The sequence below is a fragment of the uncultured Polaribacter sp. genome, assembly GCF_947497695.1.
Taxonomy (GTDB): Bacteria; Bacteroidota; Bacteroidia; order Flavobacteriales; family Flavobacteriaceae; genus Polaribacter.
Genome location: NZ_CANMHM010000001.1, coordinates 35678 through 61822 on the forward strand (window position 1 = coordinate 35678; position 26145 = coordinate 61822).

Below are 26145 nucleotides of genomic sequence, written 5' to 3' on the forward strand. Positions count from 1 at the left end.
AACTATTGTTAATAATAACAATAATGTTGATACTATGTTATTTACAAAAGCGATATTAAAATTATAATTCTCTATTATTATTGTTATATTTGTTACTTAATACCCCTATAAAATGATAAATAAGCTATTTCGTTTAGTCCGTTCTTTATTCTCTATTTTTTTTTTACTTTTCATATTAAATAGTACCGCCCAAACACCTGGTGTGATATTTGAAGGCCTACCTAATAGTGTTTTAGACCCAAATGGAGATGGGTATGTATCCTTACCACCATCAGAAACACCTAGCCAATATGTAAATACCGGTTTTCCTGCAAACGTGAATGCTACCGATAATTTTGATGTTTTATATAGTGAAATAAACTATGTAGGAATTACAGAGGTAATTCCTGAACCTACAGGAGATTTAACCAAAGGGCCAGATTGTGGTTTCACAGACTTAGTACAAGATGCAGATAGTAGGTCTACTTATTATTATACTGATGGTACAAATATGCTATTTAGATTTAGATTAGGGGATGCCAAATCAAACTCTAAAGGATACAGTATACTTATAGATACCGATGAGAAATTTGGTTTTAGCGGCCCTAATGCAGACCCTAATGCTGTAGTAGGAAACCCAGGTTTTGAAATAGAAATAGTATTAAGAACTAATTTTGAGGTGAATGCCTTTAATATAGATGGAACGACAGAACCAGGAACTGCTATAGCAACAAGGCCTTATGCAACACACGCTATTAAATCTTTAGCTTTAACTACAGTTTGTAATGATCCAGATTATTTTTATGACTTTTACCTTCCTTTTACAGACATAGCAGGCATAGATAGTACCACTAAATTAAGAATGGTTAGTATGACTTCTATTGCTCCTAAATCTGCAACAGGAACTAATGGAGTTTCAGATATTGCAGGAATCGATGATTCTACAGGAACCATTGATTCTTTAGTTGAAGAAATAATAGCTATTCAAACCCCAACAAATGGTGCTCCTATAGAAAGAACAGATTGCCCATTAATTACAGGTGGTAACTCTTTGGGTTTTATATTAGATGGGGATACTCAGGTAACTGGTACGTTAACTGGTGAGGCAGTTGGAAGTATCATACAAGTTTTTATTAATGGAATTGCTCATGGTTCTACTACAGTAACTTTAACAGGTGGTGCTTGGACACAAACTGGGTTAACTTTAAGTGATACCGATGTTATTACTGCAACTGCTACCGCAACTGAAAAAGGTACGTCAGAAGGTAATTGCGATACAGAAATTGTTGTACTTAGTGCATGTATACCATTAGCAACACCTTCATTTGCTTCTTTTGATAACGGAGGTAAAACATTAAGTCTTACCTATGCAGCAGGAACTCCTGCTGGAACAAATTTTATTGTTAATTTTTATGATGCATCTACTGGTTCTCAAATTACAACAATACAGGGTGTAAATGTTATAGATTATGCAACTACGTCAGCAACTGCAATTGGCTTAGGAGGAGGTAATAAATTTACAAATGAAACCCTAAATTTTATTGTAACCATAGATACGAATCCAAGTACTTGTGAGTCTTTATCAAGTGAACCTATAAGTACGTGTACAACTGGTTCAGCATCTGTAACACCTTTTTTAGATCCTATTGAAACTGGAGACACAAGCATTACTGGAAATTTTGGAGGAATTCCACCAACAGATGCAACATTAAGATTAATTATTAATGGAAGTTCTACAAGTTTAACAACATCAACTACAGGTAGTTCAAATTTATTTTCATTTGACATTACAAATTTAACCATAGCAGATACAGATGTAATTACCGTTTCAAATAGAGATTTTGGTACTGCTTGTATTAGTACACTTTCTGCAGCAGCAATAATATTGTCACCAACATTAAAACCCTCATTAAATGGAGATTATTGTGCAGATGGTAACTTAACTAGTGTTTCTGGTGTTTCTAGTGAAATAGGAGGCTCTATTAGATTGTATACTAACGTAAGTACTGGTGTCAATGCTATTCCTGGTAATTTAGAAACACCCACAGCAATAGTCTCTGCAAATGGAAACTGGACAATTACAGGTCTTAACATAGCTCCAGATACATTTATGGTGGCAACTGCACAAGGTATTGGAAAAACAGAGAGTGTAATCTCTGATGAAGTGCAAATAACTGCTAAAACTACTGGCATAACTTTAGCTATTACCTCAGACCCAATTAGAGAGGGAGACTTAAGTATTACTGGTACCAGTACTGGATTACCTACCGGTTCAACCATACAACTATATTTAGATAATGCTATTATTGATGGATATACAGCTACTACAGATGCCTCTGGAAATTGGACAATTACTGGTTTAGATACGCCTTTTAATATTCTTTATACAGATGCTGTAGTAACAGTAACTGGTACAGAAACACTAAAATGTGAAAGTGATCAATCTGCTTCAAAAGTAGTTGCATGTTTACCTCCTGCAACACCAAGCATAACTGCTTCTACCTTAAATCTATGTGAAAAAAGTACCTTTATAGTTACAATTGATACTGCATTACCTGGAGTTGCTTATCAATTATATGATCAAAATAACAATATAGTAGGTCCTACAATTATTGGCCCTTCTGTGGCTGCATCTGTAGATATAGAAACAGATCCTATTGTATTTGGTACTACTTCTGTAACAGTAAAAGCCTTTAAATTTGGTGTTAATTGTACAGTAGTTGAATCTAATTCTATTGCCCTTACTGTAGATCAAACACCAACTATTACTTTTGATACAAACCCATCTGCAACATTTAGCGTTGGTGCACAAACAGCAAATTTATCCTATTCTGCTACTACAAATTCTCCAGATCAATACAAAATAGACTTTGATGATGTTAGTTTTACAGACATCCCTTTTACTTCACTGCCTGCATCTCCAATAATCATAGATATTCCAGCTGGTTTAGCTGTTGGTGTATATACAGCTACTGTTACAATACAAGAGCCAGTAATAGATTGTCAAAACAGCTACCCAATTACCATTACTATCGTAGACGCAACTACGCCTACTATTACATTTACAAACACTAATGATAATCTTTGTGCGGGCACAACCAGTGCTAATTTTATATATTCCGCCACTACAAATTCGCCAACACTTTACAGTATAAACTTTAATGATACTGCAAATTTACAAGGTTTCACAGATATAGTAAATGCAACTTTACCAGCCTCTCCAATAACAATTACTGTGCCTACGAACCCAAATGGAGATATTTATAATGGTGTCATTAGTATTTCAGATGGTACAAAAGTAAGCGTAGAATATCCAATCACAATAAACATTAGAAAACCAAATCCAGGCATAATTTCAGGAAACCAAGTAGTTAATTCAGGTATCGATGTTGCAGCATTTATATCTGTTGAAGATGGCACAGAAAATCTGGCAACAATTACTTATCAATGGCAAAGTAGTACAACAAGTGCTACAACAGGTTTTTCTGATATTTTGGGTGCTACAAGCTCAACTTACGATGAAGGAACTTTAACACAAACTACTTATTATAAAAGAATAGTAAATAGCGATATTGCTGGAGATATTTGTTCATCAGAAAGTGAAGTTATAACTGTAAATGTAACGAATTTAGGTGGTATACCTATGATTACTCAAATATATCAAGTTGGTACTGAAAAATGGATTGAAATTACGAATATTAGTAGTACTACTGCAATTAGTCCTAACCTTATAAATATTCAGTTATACACAGATAAAACAGTTTTAGACCAAACAGATGTATTACCAGATGAGACATATACAGTCACATCAGCTCTTGCTGCTGGTCAATCAATATTAATAAGAAATACTGCTAATAATATTACCAACTTTGATAATTCAATACCAGCTAACGTTATTGATAATGATGCACTTACTTCATTTAATGGTGGTAATGATATTATTACTTTATCAACAACTACGGATATTACTTCTTGGGCTAATAGATATGACGTAATTACATCAATAGAAAACAATTCTTCTTACGTAAGAAAAGATGAAATTTTAACTTCAAACACAACATACACTCCAAGTGAATGGGTTATTTTTATTGATAATAGTTTGTCTACAGAATTTAATAATTTTGCACGTCATCCACATGCACCTTTAATTTCTGAAATTGCTAACTCCAATACAAATTCAAATACGAAATTAGGATTACATAATATTGGATCCACCAAAACAACAGGCATTAATACTTGGGGTAATGGTTTTCCTGATAGATCTAGGTACGCTATTGTAGATCAAAACTACACGCATGAAAACGTAAGATTAAGTGCTCGTAAATTAGAAGTTCAAGGCACTAGTATTTTATCCTTAGATAGCCAATTATTAGTGGTTACAAACAATGTAAATATTGCAGATAATGCAGAAATTCGTTTACTTGGCTCAAGCCAGTTGATGCAATCACATACAGGAACTGCAGATATAAGTGGCAATGGTAAAATTTATATTGATCAAGATTCTGATATAGCAAGTGTTTATAGATATAACTATATCAGTTCTCCTGTAACAACAGTAGGGACTAGTACATACACTATTGGTAGCATTTTTAAAGACGGTACAACTCCTATAACTTCAAATGGTATTGTTGGTCAAAATGCTGGAAATATAGCTAAGAACATAAACTTTATTACTGGCTTAGACGGTAGTGTAGGCACACCTCTAAACATATCTACACGTTGGCTTTACACGTTTGCAAGTAATGACGGTATAAACTCTAGTTGGATTAAACAAGGAGAAAACACTCCAATTCCTACTACAGATGGTTTTATTTTTAAAGGTCCAGGAGTAGCACAAAATTATACTTTTGTAGGAAATCCTAATGATGGTCAATTTACTACAACTATTGGAGCTAATGATGCTTACTTAGTAGGGAATCCCTTTCCATCCGCTCTGAATGCCTTAAAGTTTATTAACGATAATTTAGCATCTATTGATGGTACCCTCTATTTTTGGGATCATGTTAATGAAGAAGATACTACTAGTATTACTTCTGGTCATAATTATGCTGGCTATATAGGAGGTTATGCTACCATTAATCTTTCTATGGGAGTTGCTGCTTTAAAACCAGTACCTAATGGTGCATATAGTATAACTTCTCAAGCTGAAAACAGTACTACTAATGGAACACAATTAAATGACGATGGTATTCTTGCTATTGAACTCAATCAAATTGGAGAATTTATAGAATTTGATCCACTATCTGAACCTTCAGATATTATTACAATTAGATATAGATCATCAGCTGTAAATTCTTTACTATTAAAAAAAGATGGAAATATTATTGGAACTTACCAGCTACCAGCTACTGGAATTAGTTATAATAATTTTGTAGTAAATGAATGTTTTGAAAATGGTGAAGTTGTAAGATTAGAAACCACAGGTTCCGCAACTATTTTTATTGACAATATAAACATTTCAGATAATGATGGAAACGTTAGTTGTTCTCCTGGTGCAGGAATAGGAGAGTCTTATAAAACTCCAGGAACTCATGTTCCTGTTGGACAAGGTTTCTTTATAAGTGGTTCTGAAACTGGTGGAAGCATCATATTTAACAATAGCCAAAGAGAATTTATTACTAAAGGAGTAAATTCTGTTTTCTTTAAAACAAATAAAGCTAAATCAACTAAAGCTAAATCAGATAATAAACCTTTACTTAAATTAGGAATGACTTATCTAAACAATAATGACGGAGTTAATTATAATAGACAAATTGGAATTTCATTTAGTGATGCATATTCATTCAAATTCGACAAAGGGTTTGATAGCAAAATAAATGATCTTTCGGAAACAGATATTTATTGGAAATTTCCTAATAACGAATCTCTTTATGTAATTTCTGCAATACAAGCCATTACAGATGATTTAGAGGTGCCTTTAGAAATTACGATGGGGCATTCTGGAGATATTGGTATTAAAATAGACGAAATAAAAAATATTACTAGAAACGTTTTTATTACAGACAAATTAACAGGTATTTCTTATGATATCATAAATGAGTCAGCAATTTTAACTTTAGACCAGGGATTATATACCGATAGATTTGTATTAACCTTTAAACCAAAGGTATCATTATCTTTAGAAAATGAGATTTCCAAAGGATTTACGAATATATATGTTGATAATAAAAACAAAGAATTGGTAATTTCTAAAGAACCAGAAATTACAATTAACGAAATTCAACTCTTTTCTATATTAGGAACAAAAGTGGAAACTTGGAAAATTAAAGATCAAAAGGATAAACTAGGACTTACTATAGATAGTAAAATTAATACTGGCTTTTATATTGTAAAATTAAATTCTAATAAAGGAGTAATTACTAAAAAAGTAATTATAGAATAACAATTATTAAGTATCTAATTTTAAACAAAGAAACAAAAGTTTAAAATTAATACAGAATTAAAATTAAAGAATCCTAATTTAAAACTTTTATTGTGATAAAGGTTTTAAATTAGGACTCTTTTTTCATTGTGACCCTAGCAGGATTCGAACCTGCAACCATCAGAGCCGAAATCTGATATTCTATCCAGTTGAACTATAGAGCCTTTTATAATTGCTGTTTCTAATTATATTAAATTCTTTTTTACCAAAGTAGCAATTAGTTTTCCATCTGCTTGTCCTGCTAATTGACTAGAAACAACACCCATCACTTTTCCCATATCTTTCATTCCTGAGGCTCCTAAATTTTGAATAGCTGCAACTACAACTTCTTCTACTTTTTCTTCAGACAACGCTTCTGGTAAAAATTGTTCTAACACAGCAAGTTCAGCCAATTCTGGATCTGCTAAATCTTGTCTGTTTTGTTTGATAAAAATAGCAGCACTATCTTTACGTTGTTTTACTTGCTTCTGAATAATTTTAGTCTCTTGTTCTTCCGTTAATTCAGCCTGAACACCCGCTTCTGTTTTTGCTAATAAAAATGCAGATTTCACTGCTCTTAAAGCCTGTAAAGCAACTGTATCTTTTGCCTTCATTGCTTCTTTCATTTTATCCATTACTTGTTTTTGCAAACTCATATTTTTAGTTTTTGGTTATTACTTCTTGTTTCTTATTTCTTATTTCAAAAAAAACTTATTAATTATTTCTTAGTTTTTTTTCAGATACAAAACGTGTTTATTGTAATCTATAAATGCTTTCCCTTTTTGTAAAATATCAGCACCTATAATTCCATGTACTTCTTTTGCATTGTGTTGTGTTAAAGCAGAATTTACATGTTCTAAATTAAAAAGCACTAGATTACTTTTCTTAGTGTGCCAACCTCCTATTTTTAAAGAATTGTTTTCAGATTTTTTTGTTTCCATATCAGTTGCACCTGCTCCTGCTGCTTTGGTTTCACTTTCTTGTGCATCTAAATTAAAATAGGCTATTAAATCTAATCCTACACAAGAGTTTGATGCACCAGTATCTAAAATAAAACGACCTTTTATACCATTGATTTTTGCTTTTAATTCTAAATGATTCGTAGCAATTTTCTTTAGTTTAATTTTGATATATTTTTCTTTCTTTAAAATTTTATCTAAACGTTTCATGCAATAATTATTTCCAAATATCAAAAATACAATTTATAACAACTCAAATAGAAGAACGCTCTAAAATTTGTTTTAAAGTTTCTTTATATATCGAAAATTCCTTGAGGTTATGATGTGATCCTTTATCAATTTCTATAAACTTATTTTTAGTTGATGTGTTTAGTGTTAACAACTTTTTAGAGTCCTTAAAAAGAGTTGTTTTATCTTCATTTCCATGAAAAATTGTAATTGGTGCAGTAACTTTAGTAATATCTCTATCTGTTCTAAATTGATACTTCAACAAAAAAGTTGGAGTCCATATTGATTTGTATTGTGCTGCTTTTTTAAAATTGTAAAAAGGTGCTTCTAAAATTAATTCTTTTGGTTTATTTTTAGAAGCTATTCTTGTTGCAAACGTTGCTCCTAAAGAAAATCCATAGACAACAATATTTTGTTCTTTAAACCCCCTTTTTAAATATTTGTAGACAGACACTGCATCATTATACATATTTTCTTCATGAAAAACACCTGTACTTTTTCCATAATTACGATAATCAAAAACCAAAACCTCATAATTGTATTCTAAAAAGTACGCAACTCTATCGCCCCAGTTAGATAAATTCCCTTTATTACCGTGACAAAATAAAACAATTCCTTTAGGGTTTTTCAACTTAAAATGAAGGGCATTTATTACGCTATTACAATCAGTTTTAATAAATAATTCTTCAAATTTATTTGAAAAATTAAATTGATTATTTTTGGGTATTTGCTCTCCATTTAAAAAAATAATTCTTTCTTGGAAAAAATATAAGATGACAAAAATAATTGCTGTAATTGAAATTAAAAAAAATATGAAATACATCATTTTACAAATTAATTCACAAAATTACTCTTTTCTAAAGATTCTAAATTAGAACTTTAACATTATTACACTTGACTTTTTTTGAAATAGTTCTTATTTTTAAAGATATTAATAAATAATACTATGCAAACAAAGAAAAGATTAGAAAATGCATTGGTAAAACTGTATAATGCTTTTCATAATAATAGGTTAAATCCAGAGGACTGTTGTGCTTGTGCTGTTGGAAACATTTTAGACAATCATGATAGTTGGAAGCATCTTTCTGATTCACATGGTTCTTTAAAACTAAGTTATGTTGGTAGGGTTCATCAAAATTTAGGTAGAAAATTTAATGGTTACTCACCATTAGAAATACTAAAAATTGAGAAATTATTTTTAGAAACTTGTGGTTTTAAGACTCCTTTATGTCACTACAACGCCAAACCACAGAACCCAAGAGATAAAGAAATATTATTTAATGGTTTGTGTAAGGTTGTTGCTTATTTATGCAAATTGGATAACGTAGAAAATGTGATGGATTATTCTAAAATCTTTGAATATGAAAATAATGATGCTGTTTATAAATTAGAGAGTATTTTAGTTTAAATTGACTAAATCCTTACTAATAAATAATCTAGGTTTCTTTTGTTATAACAAATTCAATCTGTTTTATATAATTATATATTACGTCTTATAAAATTTTACAAAAAGTTTTATTTCCTTTTTCAACTTATAATATATCTTATTACATAGTAAAATTAAACAAAAAAACCGACTCATTACTGAATCGGTTTCTTAATTTATAAACTAAAGGCTATCCTCCAAAATCATCAAAACGGATGTTTTCATCAGCAAGACCAAAATCTTCTCCCATTTTTTGAACAGCATTGTTCATTAATGGAGGCCCACAGAAATACAACTCTAAATCTTCTGGTGACTCATGGTCATTTAAATAGTTTTCAATTACACAATTGTGTATAAAACCTACGAAACCATCTCCTTCTTGGTCATTAATATCTTTTTTCTTTTTCCAATTATCTTCCTCTGTAGGATCTGATAAAGCAATGTAAAATTTAAAGTTCGGAAAATCTTTTTCTAAAGCTCTAAAGTGATCTATATAAAATAATTCAGCTTTAGAACGTCCTCCATACCAATATGTTACTTTTCTACCTGTTTTTAAAGTTCTGAATAAATGATATAAATGAGAACGCATTGGTGCCATACCTGCACCACCACCAACATATAACATTTCTGCATCAGATTCGTTGATAAAAAATTCTCCATAAGGTCCAGAAATAACACATTTATCTCCTTTTTTTAAGTTAAATATATAAGAAGATGCAATCCCTGGGTTTACGTCCATCCATCCACCTTTTGCTCTATCAAAAGGAGGTGTGGCAATACGTACATTTAACATAATTTCTCTTCCTTCTGCTGGGTAAGAAGCCATAGAATATGCTCTTTCTATAGTTTCAGTATTTTTCATTACCAATGGTCTTAAGTTAAACTTATCCCATTCTGCCTCAAACTTATCTGCAACATCGTGTTCTTCTGGATGTGCTGTAATATCCATATCAGCATAATTTACCTCACAAGCAGGAATTTCAATCTGTATATATCCTCCTGCTTTATATCCCATATCTTCAGGAATTTCAACAACAAACTCTTTAATAAAAGTTGCTACATTGTAATTTCTTACAACAACTGCATCCCATTTCTTGATTCCAAAAATTTCTTCAGGAATAGAAATATCCATATCTTGTTTTACTTTTACTTGACAAGCTAAACGAACTCCGTGTTTAAGTTCTTTTCTAGTAAAATGAGGTGTTTCTGTTGGTAAAGCTTCGCCTCCACCAGAATTAACATGGCATTCACATTGTACACATGAACCTCCACCACCACAAGCAGAAGGTAAAAATATTTTTTCGTTTCCTAATGTTGTTAAAAGTGTGCTACCAGATGCAACTTCAATTTTTCTTTCTCCATTAATGGTTAATGTTACTGGACCAGAAGGAGATAATTTCTGTTTTACAAACAACAATAAAGTAACTAATAATAAGGTTACTAATAAAAAAGCCGCTACTGTTGCAATTACGGTTCCTGATGTACCTGCTGCTAATATCATATTTTCTATTGGTTTATATTTGTGTTATCTGCTATAATTTCTTTAGCAGTTTCTACATTTAATTCTTTTTTATCAAGTTTTGCTTCTACTGTTGGTTGTTCTTTCTTTTCTTCATCACCACCTGTTAACATTCCACCAAAACTCATAAAACCAATTGCCATTAAACCTGTAATAATAAAAGTAATACCTAATCCTCTTAAAGCAGGAGGCACACTTGAGTATCTAATTTTTTCACGAATTGCTGCAATGGCTAAAATTGCTAAAAACCATCCAATACCAGAACCAACTCCATAAGTTAATGATAAACCTAGTGTTGGAATTTCACGAGATTGCATGAATAAACTTCCTCCTAAAATAGCACAGTTTACTGCAATTAATGGCAAGAAAATACCTAATGAGTTGTATAGTGAAGGAGAAAATTTTTCAACAATTATTTCTACCAATTGTACCATGGTTGCAATAGTTGCAATGAACATGATGAAAGATAAGAAACTTAAATCATATTCTGCATATTCTTCTCCTAACCAAACTAATGCTCCATCTTTTAAAATATACTGATCTAACAACCAGTTTAAAGGCACAGTTACTGCTAATACAAAGATTACTGCAGCTCCTAAACCTACAGCAGTTGCTACTTTTTTAGATACAGCAAGGTAAGAACACATTCCTAAGAATGTGGCAAACACCATGTTATCTATAAATATCGATTTGAAAAATAATTCTAAATGTTCCATTTTTTTTAGTATAAAGTGTGCAGTTTTCAGTTTGAGCATTTACTGCCAACTGAGTACTGATGTACTGCCAACTATTTTTAATTCTCTTCTATTAATGCTGTATTCTTTGTACGTTGTATCCAAATAATAATACCAACTACTATTAATGCCATTGGTGATAATAACATAAATCCGTTATTTTCATATCCTATAGCATACAAACCTGTTTTTTCAATAGGATCTCCCAAAACTTTAAATCCTAGTAAAGTACCAGAACCTAATAATTCTCTAAAGAAACCTACTGCAATTAAAATAACACCATAACCAACAGCGTTACCAATTCCATCTAGAAAAGAACGCCAAGGGCCATTACCTAAAGCAAAGGCTTCAAAACGTCCCATAATAATACAGTTTGTGATAATTAAGCCAACAAATACAGAAAGTGTTTTACTTAGTTCATAAGCAAATGCTTTTAAAACTAAATCAACAATAATTACTAAAGTTGCTACTACAATTAGCTGAACAATAATTCTAATTTTTGAAGGTATAATGTTTCTCATTAAAGAGATGACAACGTTTCCTAAACCTAGAACAAACATTACAGAAATAGCCATTACAATGGAAGCTTTTAATTCTGCTGTAATTGCTAAAGCAGAACAAATACCTAATACTTGAATAGTAATTGGGTTATTATCTGCTAATGGGTCTGTAAGTAGTAGTGTGTCTTTTTTTGATAAAAGTCCCATAAATTATTTTTTTAATGAATTAAAATAAGGTACATAAAGTGCTAAATCTTTTTTAATCATGGCAGAAACTCCATCACCAGTAATTGTTGCACCAGCAATTGCGTCTACTTCATAATCTGTTTTCTCGTCGTTTTTAGGATCATTATTTCCTTTCGCGACTGTAATTCCTTTGAAAACTCCATTTTCTGTCATTAAATGTTCTCCAATAAAATCATCCATAAAATAACGTTGTTTGATGTTGGCACCCAAACCAGGAGTTTCTCCTTTATGATCAAAATAAGCTCCTTGTACAACCATATTTTCATCCATAGAAATATACCCCCAAATAGCATCCCAAAGTCCTTTTCCTCTAATTGGAGCAACATAAAATGTTTTCCCGTCTTTTTCACCAACAAATAAAGGTAACTTTCTTACTTTACCAGCTTTGGCGTTTGCTTGTTGTTTTTTTACATCAATTAAATATGCATCTTCGCTTTCAGAAATTTTATCTCCTTCTAAAACCAACTGTTTTTTAACATATTTTTTAAACTCTTGTCCTGCAATGCTAGTAGAAACAAAGTTTGCACTAGACTCATCATTCTCATTGATACCCATTGCATACAGAATATTCTGTTGTTTTTCTATCCTTTCATTTTCTTTGATTGATGGCTTTAAAGACGATGCTAAAAAGGCTAACAAAGAACCAACAATTAATACCATTACGATGGCAAAAATCATTGTATAACCATTACTATCTGTTCTCTTACTCATAATTAGGCAGTTTTAACTTTAGCTCGTTTTAATCTTTTTTGTACATTACCCTGTACTACATAATGATCTATTGTTGGAGCAAAAACATTCATCAATAAAATTGCTAAAAATACTCCTTCTGGATATGCAGGATTAAATACACGTATCATAATAGATATAAAACCAATTAAGAAACCATAAATCCATTTTCCTTTATTGGTTTGTGAACCAGTAACAGGATCTGTTGCCATAAATACAGCTCCAAATGCCAAACCACCAATTGTTAAGTGTTCCCACCAAACTGTGTTCATTAATCCATAAAACTTGCTTGATTCTGTAATAATGTCTGCTGCAACAACTTGATTAAAGATGATTCCCATAACTGCTGCTCCTACAAATGCTGATAGTATAATTCTCCAACTACCAATCTTTGTAAAAATTAAGATTGCAGCTCCTATCAATATTAAAAAAGTAGATGTTTCTCCAACTGAACCTGGAATGAATCCCATAAATTTATCAAATGTAGAATACACTACTTCTTGGTTTTGAGCATAGCTTCCTAAAATGGTTTCTCCAGAAATAGCATCTGGTGTTCCTGTTCTATTAACAGCATCATACACCCAAACTTTGTCTCCAGACATCCAAGTTGGATATGCAAAAAACAAGAATGCTCTAATGGTTAAAGCAGGATTTAGAATATTCATTCCAGTACCTCCAAAAACTTCTTTACCAATTACAACTCCAAAAATAACTGCAACTGCTAACATCCATAAAGGAGTATCAATTGGTACAATTAAAGGAACTAGCATACCTGTAACTAAATAACCCTCTTCTACTTCATGCCCTTTAATTACTGCAAAAATAAATTCAACAATAAGACCAACTCCGTAAGAAACAATTACTAGTGGTAATACTTTAATAATTCCTATCCAAAAGTTATCAAACGTAAAAAAATTAGCCAACACATCTGCTCTTAAAGAGCTATCTATAGCTGCATAATGTTGATAACCTGCATTAAACATTCCAAACAACAAACAAGGCACCATTGCTAAAATAACAATATTCATAGTACGTTTTAAATCATCTGCTGCTTTTACATGAGTACCTCCATGAGTTACTTCATTTGGTAAATATAAAAAGGTATGGATTGCATTAAATGCAGGAGCCATTTTTGTGCCTTTATACTTTTCTTTTAAATTATGTAAATTTTGTTTTAAGCTCATAATCTTATCCTAATTCTTCTCTCATTAAATCTAAACCTTCACGAATTATTTTTTGGTGTGGCTGTTTAGATACACAAATAAATTCTGTTAGTGCAAAATCTTCTGGTGCTATTTCATAACCACCCAAAGCTTCCATTTCATCTAAATCTTTGTACATAAATGCTTTTAACAATTGCATTGGATACATATCTAAAGGAAATACTTCTTCATAAGAACCTGTAACTACAAAGGCTCTATGCTCACCATTTGTATTGGTATTTAAATCGTATTTTTTCTTTGGTGTTAACCAAGAAAAAGTCAATGCTCTAGAAGTAGATATTTTATTGAAAATTGGCTTATTCCATCCAAAAAACTCATAATCATTACCTTCTGGGATTGCTGTAATTTGATTGTCGTAAAAACCTAAAAAACCAGATTCTTTTACTTGTTTTCCAGAAAGCACGTTTCCACTAATAATTCTTGTATTATCAGTGTTTAAGTTATCTTTGGTAAGATCGCTAACACTTGCACCTGCTATTGCAGTTACATAATGTGGTTTGCTAAATTGAGAACCTGTTAAAGCAACGGTTCTTGTAGCGTTAAACTTACCAGTTAACAACAACTCACCAATAATTACCAAATCTTGTGGTGTAATTACCCAAACAACTTCACCTTTATTAATAGGATTTATTTGTGCAATTTGTGTACTTACGTTTCCTGAAGGATGAGGACCTGAAACCTTGTGCAATTCAACCCCATTTAATTTAGATAATGGAGAGTTAGAATTTGCACCAACAGAAACATGAACTTTACCTTCTGTAAGCTTAGAAATAGCTGTAATTGCTGATTGTAATTCTGGTTCTTTACCAGCTAGAGTATAATCTAAATCTGCTGCTAAAGGTGCACTTGCATAGGCAGAAACAAATATTGCTTTGGGTGCTTGATTTGGATTTGCAACAACATCAAACGGACGCTGTTTTACAAATGGCCAACAACCTGATGCAAATAAATGATTTTTAACCTCTTCTGCAGACATATTGCTAGCATCTTTAGTTCCAAAATCTTTGTATTCCTGAGTTGCAGTTGCAGCTATATTTATTGCTATAACCTTTCTTCTTGATCCACGAATTACCTCTACCACTTTACCAGAAACAGGACTTGGAAATAAAATGCGTTCGTCACTTTTTGAATAAAAAAGTACTTCCCCTGCTTTTACTTCTGCCCCTTCTTTTGCAACAAGTTTTGGTATAATTCCGTGAAAATCTTCTGGCTTTATTGCATAAATAGCACTTCTTTTAACCTCTGAAATGTTTTTTTCTGCAACGCCAACAAGCTTAATGTCTAAGCCTTTTTTAATACGAATGTCTTTTGACATAGTAAATTGGAATGTTTAGTTATCTAAAATAATTGGTGCAAATTTAGTTATTTTGGCATTTATGAATCTTATAATTGTGAGTTAATATTTGTTAAATAATCTTATTTATAATTATTCTAAATAAATAATCAAAGCAATCATTATTCAAAATTTTTGGCTTAAATTTTGATAAATATGTTGAATGAACACTATTTTTGTAACTATGCACATAAAATATATAATTCCTTTTTTCGTCTTTTTTTGTTTCAATCTATTTTCACAAAATATTAAATCAATCCAATTAAGGCCACTTCAAGAAAACAACTTTTCGTCAATTGTTCCTTTAGGCACAACATTAGAATTATCTTTTGATGATTTAGATGCCGATAGTAAAGATTATCAATATAAAATAGAACACATGACTCATAATTGGGAGTCTAGTAGATTATCATCTAGCCAATACATAGATGGTTTTGATCAAAACACAATTATAGATGTAACCAATTCTTTTAATACATTGCAGAGTTATACACATTATGCTGTTCAAATTCCAAATGTAAATACTATAATTACCAAGACTGGAAACTATCTTTTATCAATATTAGATGATGAGGATGAAGTTGTTTTTACAAGACGTTTTGTGTTGTACCAAAATGAAACAATAATAGGTGTAAATGTAGAAAGAAGTAGAAATACTAAAACTCTTAATACGCAACAAACTGTAGAGTTTTCTATAAATCATCCTAATTTGGTTATAAACAACCCTAATCAAGAAATAAATGTAGTTATCATAAAGAATAATAATTGGAACGAAAAAATAACCGATTTACAACCCACTTTTTTTAAACCCAATCAATTATTATATACCTACACTAATAAAACTAATTTTTGGGGAGGAAATGAGTATTTTAACTTTGATAGTAAAATAATTAGAGCAACTAGCTTAAATGTAGTAAAAGTAACAAGAAGTACTTTTTTTCACAATTATTTATATCCTTATGAATACAACCCTTTTAAAAAGTATTCCTACAATCCAGACATAAATGGTCAATTTATTATAAGAACACTTGAAGGTAATGACCCTGCAACTGAGGCTGACTATGCTATGATGCATTTCTCTGTTTTAAAAGACGAACCATTTAGCGACAAAGACGTATATATTTATGGTGCTTTTAATGATTTTGAAATTTCTGAGACTACCAAAATGCAGTATAATTCTGAAAAAAAAGAGTATCAATCAAACTTTATGTTAAAACAAGGATTTTACAATTACACTTATGCCACTTTAGACAAAAAAGGAAATGTAAACGCAAATGACCTTAATGGATCTCACTTTGAAACAGAAAATGAATACACAGTAATTGTATATTTTAAACCTTTTGGCGATTTTTACGAACGTGTAATTGGTGTTGGTACTGGCTTTTTTGATTTAGACAGATAACTATTTCTTTACACATTAAATCAAATAAAAAAATATTTGTGTTTTTTACTCAAAAAAACTACTTTTACTAACCATGGTAAATCAAGTAACAAAAGGCATAAAAATATCTGTAAAAACAATCTATAAAGGTATTAACTACAGAAACAATAGACTGTTTTATGTTTTTGGATACGTAATTACTATTGAAAACAATTCTTCTGAAACCGTAAAACTTACAGATCGTTTTTGGAAAATTTACGACACACTTAACGCAACTGAAATTGTTAGTGGTGAAGGGGTTGTTGGGCAAACACCTACTTTAAAACCTAACGATACTTATACCTACAGCTCAGGATGTTTCTTAGAATCTTCTATTGGAGCAATGAAGGGTTTTTACACAATGATAAACTTAGATACTTTTGAACAGTTTAAAGTAGCCATACCAACGTTTCAGCTTATAACTAAAACAACTTTAAATTAGCAATAGTAACTCATCACAGTTCTTAAATTGGTTTTAAAAAATCGATATATTCCATTTTAACTGCTGTATCTTTTTTTATGATGGATGTAATACTTACAGTTTCTACTAAATTTCTTTTCATTTTTATGGATGTTTGTAAAGTTCCTAGGTTTTCATTTGTGTGAAATTTTAAAATATCCTCTTTATAAAAATTATTACTACCTTTTAACCAATCTACAAACCATTTTTTTCTTGATTGCTGCATTTCTTCTGTATACAAGGTAGAAGAAGACCAAATTACAGGTTCTTGTGGCAGTTTATTGAAGTGTTTTTTTTCTCCATCCCAAACCAACTCATAGGTTTCTATTTGATTTTTCCAATCAACTAAAACAATGGTAAAAGGCTCAATATCTGTAAAATCGAAATTTTTAATAAAAGTAACAGCATTATCAGCAGATAAAATATTTTTAACAATAATTCCCCTACTCATTTTGTAAACCTCTTTTCTTTTGTGATTTTTAAACCCTCCATTTAAAAGGCAAACTAAACGTTTTTTATCACTTAAACCAATCCAAGTTCCTCCCGCCAATTTATCTTTAGGGTACATCAATTCTGTACCATTTTCTATATATTTCTTTGGATGAATCGTTTTTCTTAAAGGCGTTTCATCTCTATTAGATGTTAAAATAAAATTATTATTTCCTAAAGGAAGATAGGTTACTGTACACATTAATAATGTATGCTATAAATTGTTATTATTGAAATCAAAAAAGCACTAAAAAAATAAAAAGCCTCATTAAAATAATTTAAAGAGACCTAATTTATTGTTGTAAAATTATTATTCTATAATTAGCTTTCTTGTGGTTTGTATATTACCATTGATTACTTTTAAAAGATACAAACCTGCAGATGCTTTGTTAAAAAATATTTTCTCTAAAAAGTTTTCATTGATATTAAAGTACTGTTTTTGATCAATCAATCTTCCCCTAAGGTCAAATAATTGAACTGATAAACTTTCTGTATTTACAACTTTCAGTTTTAAATTAAAAGCTCCTTTTGTTGGGTTTGGATACAAATTAAAATTCTCAAATGCAATATCTTTAATAGAAGCAACACTATCAATAACAATGGTATAATCTTCAGTTTCTCCAAATTCAGTTAAATGATCAGTATCACAAGCTCCTTCACCAAATCCATCACTTAAATCATCATACTCTATAACTACCCTCATCGTTGTACTACCTGTTTTAGCATCTTCAGGAATAAGAATTGGAAACTGCTTACTACCTAATGGACTATCATTAACTTCGTCGTAAAACACAGTCCCTAAATCATACCTTTCAGAAAATTTATCAAACATAAAATCTTGATTCCAATCTATAAACACATAAATATGATCTTGAAATCCTCCTGTATCTAAGCATACTGTTATCTCATGTGTATCACCTCTTACAACTGTTGTTTGTAACTCAGTAAAATCTTCATATCCGATACGAAATGGAGCATTTCCAGAAGTATTATCAATCGAATTAAAAATTACATTTGTAATATGTTCAGTACCTCCAAAATCGTCTGTAAAAGTAGAAGTACAATAGGGAGGAATTGTTGTTTTAAAATTAAAAACATTTGAAAAAACACCTTCCCCACAAGTATTTTTTGGTTGTACCCTCCAATAATATAACGTATTACCTGTAAGGTTACTTAAAGAATATTGGTTTGTTGTTACATTTTCTTCTAAAATAATTGTTGAAAAACTACTATCTGTTGCAACTTGTACATTATAATTTGTAGCATCTGCATTAGCATTCCATCTTAAAAAACTATCTAAACTAATATCTAAGGCATTATTAGTAGGACTTGTTAGAGTTAAATTTGATATTGTAGGATTAAGGATATCTAATTGTAACTCTGTGCTTTTATTTACACTGTTAGAATTTGCTACTAAATTTATAGAATATGATTTAGGTGTAACTCCATTTAAGTTAGAAATTGTCACTGCTACAGTTTCTTCAGATGAAATTGTTGATGGATTAAAAGCAACGGAAGATCCTAAAGGTTGACCTGTGGTTGAAAACGAAATAATTTCATTAAAGTTACTAGCAAAGCTTACGTCTAAAAAATAAGTAACCTCTTGATTAACAGAACCACATGCTTGTTGACTTGCACTAGTATTGGTTAATAAAAATTGATTAAAAATAGTAAAGTTTGATGGGTTTACATTATAAAAAATATTGTCTGAAGCCTCTACCATAATTCTTGCTTGGTTAGAAGTATTGTTTGGAATTACAATCACTTCTGTACCATCATTTGGTGTATTTTCTTTTAAAATAATTGGAAAAGTAAGCCCACCATCTAAAGATAATTTGATATTTACATTCAAACAATTTATAGGAGCAACATCAGTAGTACCTTTTACCCAGGTTACAGTTTGTGTGGTTCCTACTCCCCAAGAAAGTTCAGAATTTATGGCTAAAACTGTAAAAGGCTCTGCATCTTCTACAGATACTTTCATTTCATCTTTTGCAGTACTTCCACCTCCAAAATGGTTATCCCTTACCAAAAAAGAAAAATTTAAATCTCTTTCTACAGATGGCACCACTTCCCAAGTAGAAGAGGTATTACCAGCAATAACTGTTGCTAATTCTGGCATATATCTAATTGGTTCTGATTTGGATGCTAAAGATCTAAACATTGGCCCCCTAACACTTGAAGATATTGGTGGCATTAATGCAAGTTGATTATCTATTTGCTCCCAATTATAAGTTAAAGTAGCAACTCCATCAACGTCAGATGCAGTGCCTTTTAAAATAAAAGGGGTAGACTTTGGTATGCTAAAATCTGGCCCTGCATTTGCTATTGGTGCTGTATTACCTGTACTAACTATACTACCACAAGTAGCAGAACTTTGAATGACACCCCACATTTCTGCAATACTTATTGCATGAAAATAATCATTACTTTGGCCTTGTACGTTTGGAGAACAAATACCTGCATACCCCATTATAGTAGAACCACTTCCTGGCTCTACAGCTGTACTATTATTTCTGTTACAATTATTATTTTGTGTATGATTTGCTCCAAATTGATGACCTAATTCATGCACCACAAAATCAATATCATAAGCATCTCCAATGGGCTCACTTCTACCTGTAACTCCTTTTGCTTTCTGACCAGTTATACACACAATACCTCCCCCTGCAATTCCATCTCCTCCAGTGCTAAAAATATGTCCAATATCATAATTTAAATTCCCTATTTCTGTATCACAAATAGATTGTACCTCATTTAACATTATTTCTGGATCGCCATCTGTAATATTATCTGTTTCTGGGTCTAAAAAAACAACTTTATCATTATCATTAACAAGAACCATTTTTACTGATAAATCTCTTTCAAAAATACCATTAACCCTTGTTAATGTTGTGTTCATTGCTGATAAAACAGCCGCTTTTTTAACAACATCTGCTGCTGCTGTTGATATTCCTTGATTTGTTAAGTGAAACTGTGCATATTCTCCACTACAAACTACTGCCAAACGAAAAGTTCTTAACACTCCATCATTTGCAGTTTGAACACTCTTTGTTTTTGCTAAACTTTCTGTTGTAAATTCTTCTACTTTACAAGTAAAATTATCTTTATTAGGTTCTAAATCATTTCTGTTGTACACCATTAATGTTTCGTTACCTTTAGAATAAGGATCAATATATACTGTATTTTTAGTACCAGACAACACAACTGCATGAAAACCATCTGTACCAATACTTATTTTAGCAACAGCTGTTGGATCATCTAGTCCCTGAGCAGAATATGATTTTATCATTGGAAATTTTTCTGATAAATCTGCCTCAAAATTTGAAGTTTCATTAATTATAAATCTTGATAAAACACCTTCTGCATTTGGTAAATTTATAATGTTTTGCAAGTTTTTTGATTTCTTTTTTAACGAGGTATTAAATTCAGCCTCGTTAAATGAAACAAGTGTATACTTAGTTGGTAAACTTTTATTTTTATAGATTTCTTTCTGTTTTATTACAGCTTTATTTTTACTTATTTTTTTTATGAAATTTTGTGCTATAACTCCCTTAAATGAAAGTAATAAAAGTAGAAAAAAGAGAAATAGGGATAATTTACTTTTCATAAAATAGTTGTTTTTAAATAAAACTTCTTAAATGTTTCAAATATAATGAAATAATTATCTTTGTAGTCGAAATTATGAATAGAAACATACACCTTAAAGACTTATCTATAAAAGATTACAAAGAAACTTGGGACTACCAAACTGAACTTTTACAAGAAATTGTTGCTGTAAAAATTGATAATCGTAAAAAGCACCTCAAAAATGACACCAAAAACCATTTTTTGTTTGTAGAACATCCTCATGTGTACACTTTAGGTAAAAGTGGCGATTTTAGTAATTTGTTACTAAATGAAAAACAATTGACAGAAAAAGGAGCTACTTTTTATAAAATAAATCGTGGTGGAGATATTACCTATCATGGTCCAGGACAAATTGTTGGCTACCCAATTTTAGATTTGGAAAACTTTTTTACTGATATTCATAAATATTTGCGTTTTTTAGAAGAAGTTATTATTTTAACCATAGCAGAATATGGAATAAAAGCAACAAGAAGCGAAGGAGAAACTGGTGTTTGGCTTGATGTTGGAACACCCTTTGCTCGTAAAATTTGTGCCATGGGAATTCGTTCTTCACGTTGGGTAACTATGCATGGTTTTGCACTAAATGTAAATGTGAATTTGGGTTATTTTGACAATATTATTCCTTGTGGAATTAAAGGAAAAGCGGTTACTTCTATGGAGGCTGAATTAGGCAAAAAAGTTGATTTAGAAGAAGTAAAAACCAAGATTTTAAAACATTTTAAAAACCTTTTTGAGGTTGATGAGTTTATAGTTAATGGTTTTTAGTTGATGGTTTATGGAAAATTCTTTTTCTTAACCAACAACTAAAAACCAACAACCAATAACTACTTTTCTTCGTTAAAATATACTTTGTAATATTTCATTTTCTTTTCTTCATCATAGCCTCTTTCTAAATATTCTGAAGCTGCTTCTGGAGCATCGACATCTAACTTAATGTTGATGTTGGTATCTAATTTTATCTCTGTTTTTAATTTGTTTTTTTCTTTCTTTAAAACAACACCTGAAACATCAAAATTATTTCTAATTAACACATCGTTTAACTTTTCGAAGTGATTTTTATATTCATCAAATTTTTCTTTGTGCTTTTCCTCTTCAAAAACTTCGTCTTTAAAATTAGCATAATCTACTTCTTCATTTTCTTTAAAATAATCTACAGTATTTGCTAAAAAATTTCCTTGTTCATGCATCCCTAATTCTGGCTTTATCACTTCTTCAGAAAACTCTTTACACATTTCTAAATAGTTTTGTGTATGAGAATTGTAATCGTCTGCTAATTTTACAGACAAGAAATTTTTAACCCAATATTGTGCATCATAATTGTTATTATCTACAGAAAAAACAACAGTTCCTTCTTGGTCTGAAGTGTTTAAAACCAAACATCCTTTATCTAGCCTTTTTGTTGATATTCCTTTTTGAACAACAACATCAAAACTCTCATTATCATCTAAATAGGTTTGAAAAAAATCTACTTTATTTTCTATTTTAAAAACACCAATTGCTTCTGTTAAGATATCTTTGTATTCAATCCCTTCAATAAAAACAACCAACACATCGCCTGTTTTTATTTGTGCAGAGTTGGATTGTTCAAACAAATGATTTACGATACTTTTTGAATATTCTACAAAACTTTCTTCGTCTTTAAAAACTTCTGTAGCAAACTTATTTACATCATTTAAACGCACGTCTTCATGATTGGTAAAACGGTAACTTTTGGTTAAACTGCCAAATGGTTTTAATAGAAAACCTTTCATTAAATCGTAACTTTCTTGATCGAAACGAATTAAATCTTCAGAAAAAACATTTTGTCCGCTATTAAATTTATTGGCAACTTTATGTAAAATACATTTGGTAATTTCTGCTTTGGTTTTTCTAATCATCTTTTAAAATTTTTGGAACGTAAAAGTAAATAAAGTTTTTGTGTATTAATTCTTTTTCTTTTTTAAATTGATAAACATGGAATTAAATAATGAAAGATTCTAAAAATTGACAAGTAATTGTATCCCTAATTGAATCTTTCGACTCCGCTCAAGACAGGCTAACTGTTTGAGCTCTTTTTTGTCTTTTTAGGAAAAAAAAGCGAGTAGTGAAAGCAGTAAATAGCTTCAAAAAAACAACCTACAAATCTAACTTTATCTGTTCTGGCAGTAACTTAAATGTTTTTCTGTGGTACTTTGTTGCACCAAATTCTCTAATTCCATTTCTGTGTTCTTTGGTAGGATAGCCCTTGTTTTTTGCCCAATTATACATAGGGAATTCTGAGTGAATCTTAGCCATATATTCATCTCTATAGGTTTTTGCTAATACAGAAGCTGCTGCAATACTCAAGTATTTTGCATCACCTTTTACAATAGTTTTATGAGGAATGTTTGGGTATTTTCTAAACTTATTTCCATCTACAATAATAAATTCTGGTTGGGTTTTTAGCATTTCAATAGAACGATGCATACCAGTAATTGAGGCTTGCAAAACATTAATCTCATCAACCTCTTTTTGCCACACAAAAGCAACTCCAAAAGCAATAGCGTTCTTCTCAATAAAAGGTCTTAATTGCTCTCTTTTTTTTTCTGATAATTGCTTAGAATCATTTAAAAAAGGGTGGGTAAAATCTTTTGGCAAAATAACTGCTGCTGCAACAACAGGGCCACACAAACAGCCTCTACCTGCCTCATCTGTACCTGCTTCTAAAGTAAAACCACTATAATTTGATGCTAACATTTTACAAAGAAAAGAAAACTTTTTCTATTAATTTTTTATTGATGAACGAAGTTAAAAGTAAATTAAATAGTATTGATAATTCGTTAAATCTTAAAAATATAGTTTAATTAACAGATTTGATGATACTTATTATTGATTGTTTTCGTTAAATTATTTTACATTTGCCATTGCATAAGTTATCTATGAACAAACCTTTATTTTTTATATTAATACTTGCTTTTTTTGTTGTAAACACAATGTTTTCACAAAGAACTTTTAATCCTACTCAACAAGGAAATGGATTTAATGGTGTTGAAAATGATTCTATTAACAACTCAGGTGAAATTACTGTAACTTTATCTGGTAAAACTAAATATACAGATTATAAAATTATTTCTCACAAAAGGGATACTACTTTTATTGACACCACTTTAACCATACAAAAAGAGTACAAATTTAATTTTTTAAGAACTGATAATTTTGAATTATTAGGGTTTCATAATCAAGGGCAAACGTTTACTAATTTAGGGTATGATTATAGCAATGTTAAATTATTTTCTGATATTGGTTTTACTGCTAAACAATTTAATTATTTAGATATTGATGAGATTAAATATTACGAAGTACCAACACCAACTACAGAAATAACCTATAGAACTGGTTTGCAACAAGGGCAAGTTTTAGATGCAATTTTTACAGTAAACTTTTCTAGAAGATTAAATGTTTCGTTATCTTATAAAGGGCTTCGTTCTTTGGGTGCTTACAGAAGATCTTTGGCTAGTAATGTTAACTTTAGAGGTGCTTTTAATTATAGAACAGAAAATAATAGGTATGAAATTCGTGGGCATTTAACTTCTCAAAAAATTTTTAATCAAGAAAGTGGCGGTTTGCCAGCAACAGAAATTGAAAAGTTTACAAGCGATAATCCAGAGTTTGAAACTAGAGCAAGGTTAGATGTAAATTTAAATGATGCTGAAAACAACTTTGAAGGCAGAAGGGTATATTTTGATCACAGCTATAAACTACTTGCAAGTAAAGATACCATCAATAAAAAAGATTTTAGTAATTTAAAAGTGGGGCATGTTTTTACAAATGAAACTAAAGATTATAATTTTAACCAAACCTCAACAACTACTGCTATTTTTGGGAATGAAGGTGCTTCTGGAGCTAGAAATAACCAAGTAGAAAACACGATTACTAATAACGAACTGAATTTAGAATTTAATTCTAAATATGTACTTGGTCAAATTAAAGCAAAACTAAATATCACTAGTTATTCTCATGGATATGATACCATTTTAAATACAAATAGTGATATTTCTAAAATAAAATTAACTGGTAATGCTATTTCTGTTGGTGCAGATTGGAATGCTAGAATTAAAAACTTTCAATTAAATGCTACAGGGAATCTCTCTCCTGGAAATGATAGATTGTCTGGAAGTTTTTTAAAAGGTGAAGCTCTTTACAAAAAAGACAGTCTTTTTATGGTAAAAAGTAGTTTATTACTAAGTTCTAAATCGCCAAATTTTAACACTTTATTACACCAAAGTAGGTATGATGAGTACAATTGGTATAATGAATTTAATAATGTAAACACTAGAGATTTAGGTTTTGTATTAAATTCTAAATGGCTAAATGCAACTCTAAATTTAACCAATATTGATAATTACACTTATTTTGATGAGAATAATAGACCTCAACAATTTGAAGATCAGATTGTATATTTAAAAGCAAAAGTAAATAAAGAATTTAAGGTTCAAAAATTTGCTTTAGATAATACTGTAATGTACCAAAATGTAAGTAGCGGAAGTTCTGTCTTTAGGGTTCCTGACTTAGTTACAAGAAATACGTTTTACTATACTGATTATTGGTTTAAGGGAAAACCAATGTTGGTAAATATTGGACTAACTTTTAAGTATTTTACAGCATACCAAATGAATGCTTACAACCCATTATTAGCTGAATTTACGCTGCAAAACAATCAAGAAATTGGTTTTTCTACAATAGATGTTTTTTTTAATGCACAAGTGCGAAGAACACGTTTGTTTCTAAAAATAGACAATGCAACTTCTAGCTTTACAGAAAAAAATTATTTTTCTGCTCCTAATTATCCATATCGAGATTTTGTAATTCGTTTTGGATTGGTTTGGAATTGGTTTATTTAAAAGTAGAACCT

General features: G+C 30.5%; 19 protein-coding genes and 1 tRNA gene. 6 read left to right on the plus strand and 14 right to left on the minus strand.

Annotation, left to right across the window (positions count from 1 at the left end):
* The first annotated feature begins 112 nt into the window (after nucleotides 1–112).
* Nucleotides 113–6361 carry a T9SS type A sorting domain-containing protein gene (locus Q0731_RS00155; protein ID WP_299058506.1) on the plus strand — a complete coding sequence of 2083 codons (6249 nt, stop codon included), beginning with the start codon at nucleotides 113–115 and terminating at the stop codon, nucleotides 6359–6361.
* Between the two features lie 129 nt (nucleotides 6362–6490).
* On the opposite strand, the gene Q0731_RS00160 is transcribed toward Q0731_RS00155, so the two are convergent.
* The 4 genes from Q0731_RS00160 to Q0731_RS00175 form a co-directional block, all read right to left on the minus strand.
* Nucleotides 6491–6564: transfer RNA gene (locus tag Q0731_RS00160), tRNA-Arg, on the minus strand.
* 21 nt (nucleotides 6565–6585) lie between these two features.
* A complete protein-coding gene (locus Q0731_RS00165; RefSeq protein ID WP_299058508.1) occupies nucleotides 6586–7035 on the minus strand; it encodes a GatB/YqeY domain-containing protein in 450 nt (149 codons plus the stop codon).
* 69 nt (nucleotides 7036–7104) lie between these two features.
* Nucleotides 7105–7548, minus strand: coding sequence for a retropepsin-like aspartic protease (locus Q0731_RS00170; RefSeq protein ID WP_299058510.1), 444 nt, complete (start codon nucleotides 7546–7548; stop codon nucleotides 7105–7107).
* Between the two features lie 43 nt (nucleotides 7549–7591).
* Nucleotides 7592–8197 carry an alpha/beta hydrolase gene (locus Q0731_RS00175; protein WP_299058511.1) on the minus strand — a complete coding sequence of 202 codons (606 nt, stop codon included), beginning with the start codon at nucleotides 8195–8197 and terminating at the stop codon, nucleotides 7592–7594.
* A gap of 315 nt (nucleotides 8198–8512) precedes the next feature.
* Here Q0731_RS00175 and Q0731_RS00180 point away from each other — a divergent pair, with 315 nt between their 5' ends.
* Nucleotides 8513–8974: a Na(+)-translocating NADH-quinone reductase subunit F gene (locus Q0731_RS00180; RefSeq protein ID WP_299058513.1), complete on the plus strand. Its 462-nt coding sequence runs from the start codon at nucleotides 8513–8515 to the stop codon at nucleotides 8972–8974.
* A gap of 208 nt (nucleotides 8975–9182) precedes the next feature.
* Here Q0731_RS00180 and nqrF read toward each other — a convergent pair whose 3' ends face one another.
* The 6 genes from nqrF to Q0731_RS00210 form a co-directional block, all read right to left on the minus strand.
* Nucleotides 9183–10493 carry an NADH:ubiquinone reductase (Na(+)-transporting) subunit F gene (gene nqrF, locus Q0731_RS00185; RefSeq protein ID WP_299058514.1) on the minus strand — a complete coding sequence of 437 codons (1311 nt, stop codon included), beginning with the start codon at nucleotides 10491–10493 and terminating at the stop codon, nucleotides 9183–9185.
* A 5-nt stretch (nucleotides 10494–10498) separates the two neighbouring features.
* Nucleotides 10499–11227 (minus strand): NADH:ubiquinone reductase (Na(+)-transporting) subunit E, encoded by a 729-nt coding sequence (nqrE, locus tag Q0731_RS00190; RefSeq protein WP_299058515.1) that lies wholly within the window; start codon nucleotides 11225–11227, stop codon nucleotides 10499–10501.
* Nucleotides 11228–11304: 77 nt separating this feature from the next.
* Nucleotides 11305–11952 carry an NADH:ubiquinone reductase (Na(+)-transporting) subunit D gene (locus tag Q0731_RS00195; RefSeq protein WP_299058516.1) on the minus strand — a complete coding sequence of 216 codons (648 nt, stop codon included), beginning with the start codon at nucleotides 11950–11952 and terminating at the stop codon, nucleotides 11305–11307.
* A gap of 3 nt (nucleotides 11953–11955) precedes the next feature.
* Nucleotides 11956–12702: a Na(+)-translocating NADH-quinone reductase subunit C gene (locus Q0731_RS00200; RefSeq protein WP_299058518.1), complete on the minus strand. Its 747-nt coding sequence runs from the start codon at nucleotides 12700–12702 to the stop codon at nucleotides 11956–11958.
* Between the two features lie 2 nt (nucleotides 12703–12704).
* A complete protein-coding gene (locus Q0731_RS00205) occupies nucleotides 12705–13904 on the minus strand; it encodes an NADH:ubiquinone reductase (Na(+)-transporting) subunit B (protein ID WP_299058520.1) in 1200 nt (399 codons plus the stop codon).
* Nucleotides 13905–13908: 4 nt separating this feature from the next.
* Nucleotides 13909–15258, minus strand: a complete 1350-nt coding sequence (locus tag Q0731_RS00210) for a Na(+)-translocating NADH-quinone reductase subunit A (protein ID WP_299058522.1) — start codon at nucleotides 15256–15258, stop codon at nucleotides 13909–13911.
* A gap of 181 nt (nucleotides 15259–15439) precedes the next feature.
* Here Q0731_RS00210 and Q0731_RS00215 point away from each other — a divergent pair, with 181 nt between their 5' ends.
* A complete protein-coding gene (locus Q0731_RS00215; RefSeq protein WP_299058524.1) occupies nucleotides 15440–16678 on the plus strand; it encodes a DUF5103 domain-containing protein in 1239 nt (412 codons plus the stop codon).
* Between the two features lie 73 nt (nucleotides 16679–16751).
* A complete protein-coding gene (gene apaG / locus Q0731_RS00220) occupies nucleotides 16752–17138 on the plus strand; it encodes a Co2+/Mg2+ efflux protein ApaG (protein ID WP_299058525.1) in 387 nt (128 codons plus the stop codon).
* Nucleotides 17139–17160: 22 nt separating this feature from the next.
* Here apaG and Q0731_RS00225 read toward each other — a convergent pair whose 3' ends face one another.
* Both Q0731_RS00225 and Q0731_RS00230 read right to left on the minus strand, forming a co-directional pair.
* Entirely contained in the window at nucleotides 17161–17847 is a 687-nt protein-coding gene (locus Q0731_RS00225; RefSeq protein WP_299058526.1) for an NRDE family protein, read from the minus strand.
* 108 nt (nucleotides 17848–17955) lie between these two features.
* Nucleotides 17956–21039: a reprolysin-like metallopeptidase gene (locus Q0731_RS00230; RefSeq protein ID WP_299058528.1), complete on the minus strand. Its 3084-nt coding sequence runs from the start codon at nucleotides 21037–21039 to the stop codon at nucleotides 17956–17958.
* 290 nt (nucleotides 21040–21329) lie between these two features.
* On the opposite strand from Q0731_RS00230, the gene lipB reads away from it, so the two are divergent.
* The gene (gene lipB, locus Q0731_RS00235) at nucleotides 21330–22040 is read left to right on the plus strand and encodes a lipoyl(octanoyl) transferase LipB (protein ID WP_299058530.1); all 711 of its coding nucleotides are present in this window, start codon (nucleotides 21330–21332) and stop codon (nucleotides 22038–22040) included.
* A gap of 59 nt (nucleotides 22041–22099) precedes the next feature.
* Here the strand turns inward: lipB and Q0731_RS00240 are convergent, their stop codons facing one another.
* Together Q0731_RS00240 and Q0731_RS00245 are read right to left on the minus strand one after the other, a co-directional pair.
* Entirely contained in the window at nucleotides 22100–23152 is a 1053-nt protein-coding gene (locus tag Q0731_RS00240; protein WP_299058532.1) for a nucleoid-associated protein, read from the minus strand.
* A gap of 238 nt (nucleotides 23153–23390) precedes the next feature.
* Entirely contained in the window at nucleotides 23391–23990 is a 600-nt protein-coding gene (locus Q0731_RS00245) for a ribonuclease HII (protein WP_299058534.1), read from the minus strand.
* 182 nt (nucleotides 23991–24172) lie between these two features.
* Between Q0731_RS00245 and Q0731_RS00250 the strand changes: the two genes are divergently transcribed.
* Nucleotides 24173–26134, plus strand: coding sequence for a putative porin (locus Q0731_RS00250; RefSeq protein WP_299058536.1), 1962 nt, complete (start codon nucleotides 24173–24175; stop codon nucleotides 26132–26134).
* The last annotated feature ends 11 nt before the right edge of the window (nucleotides 26135–26145 follow it).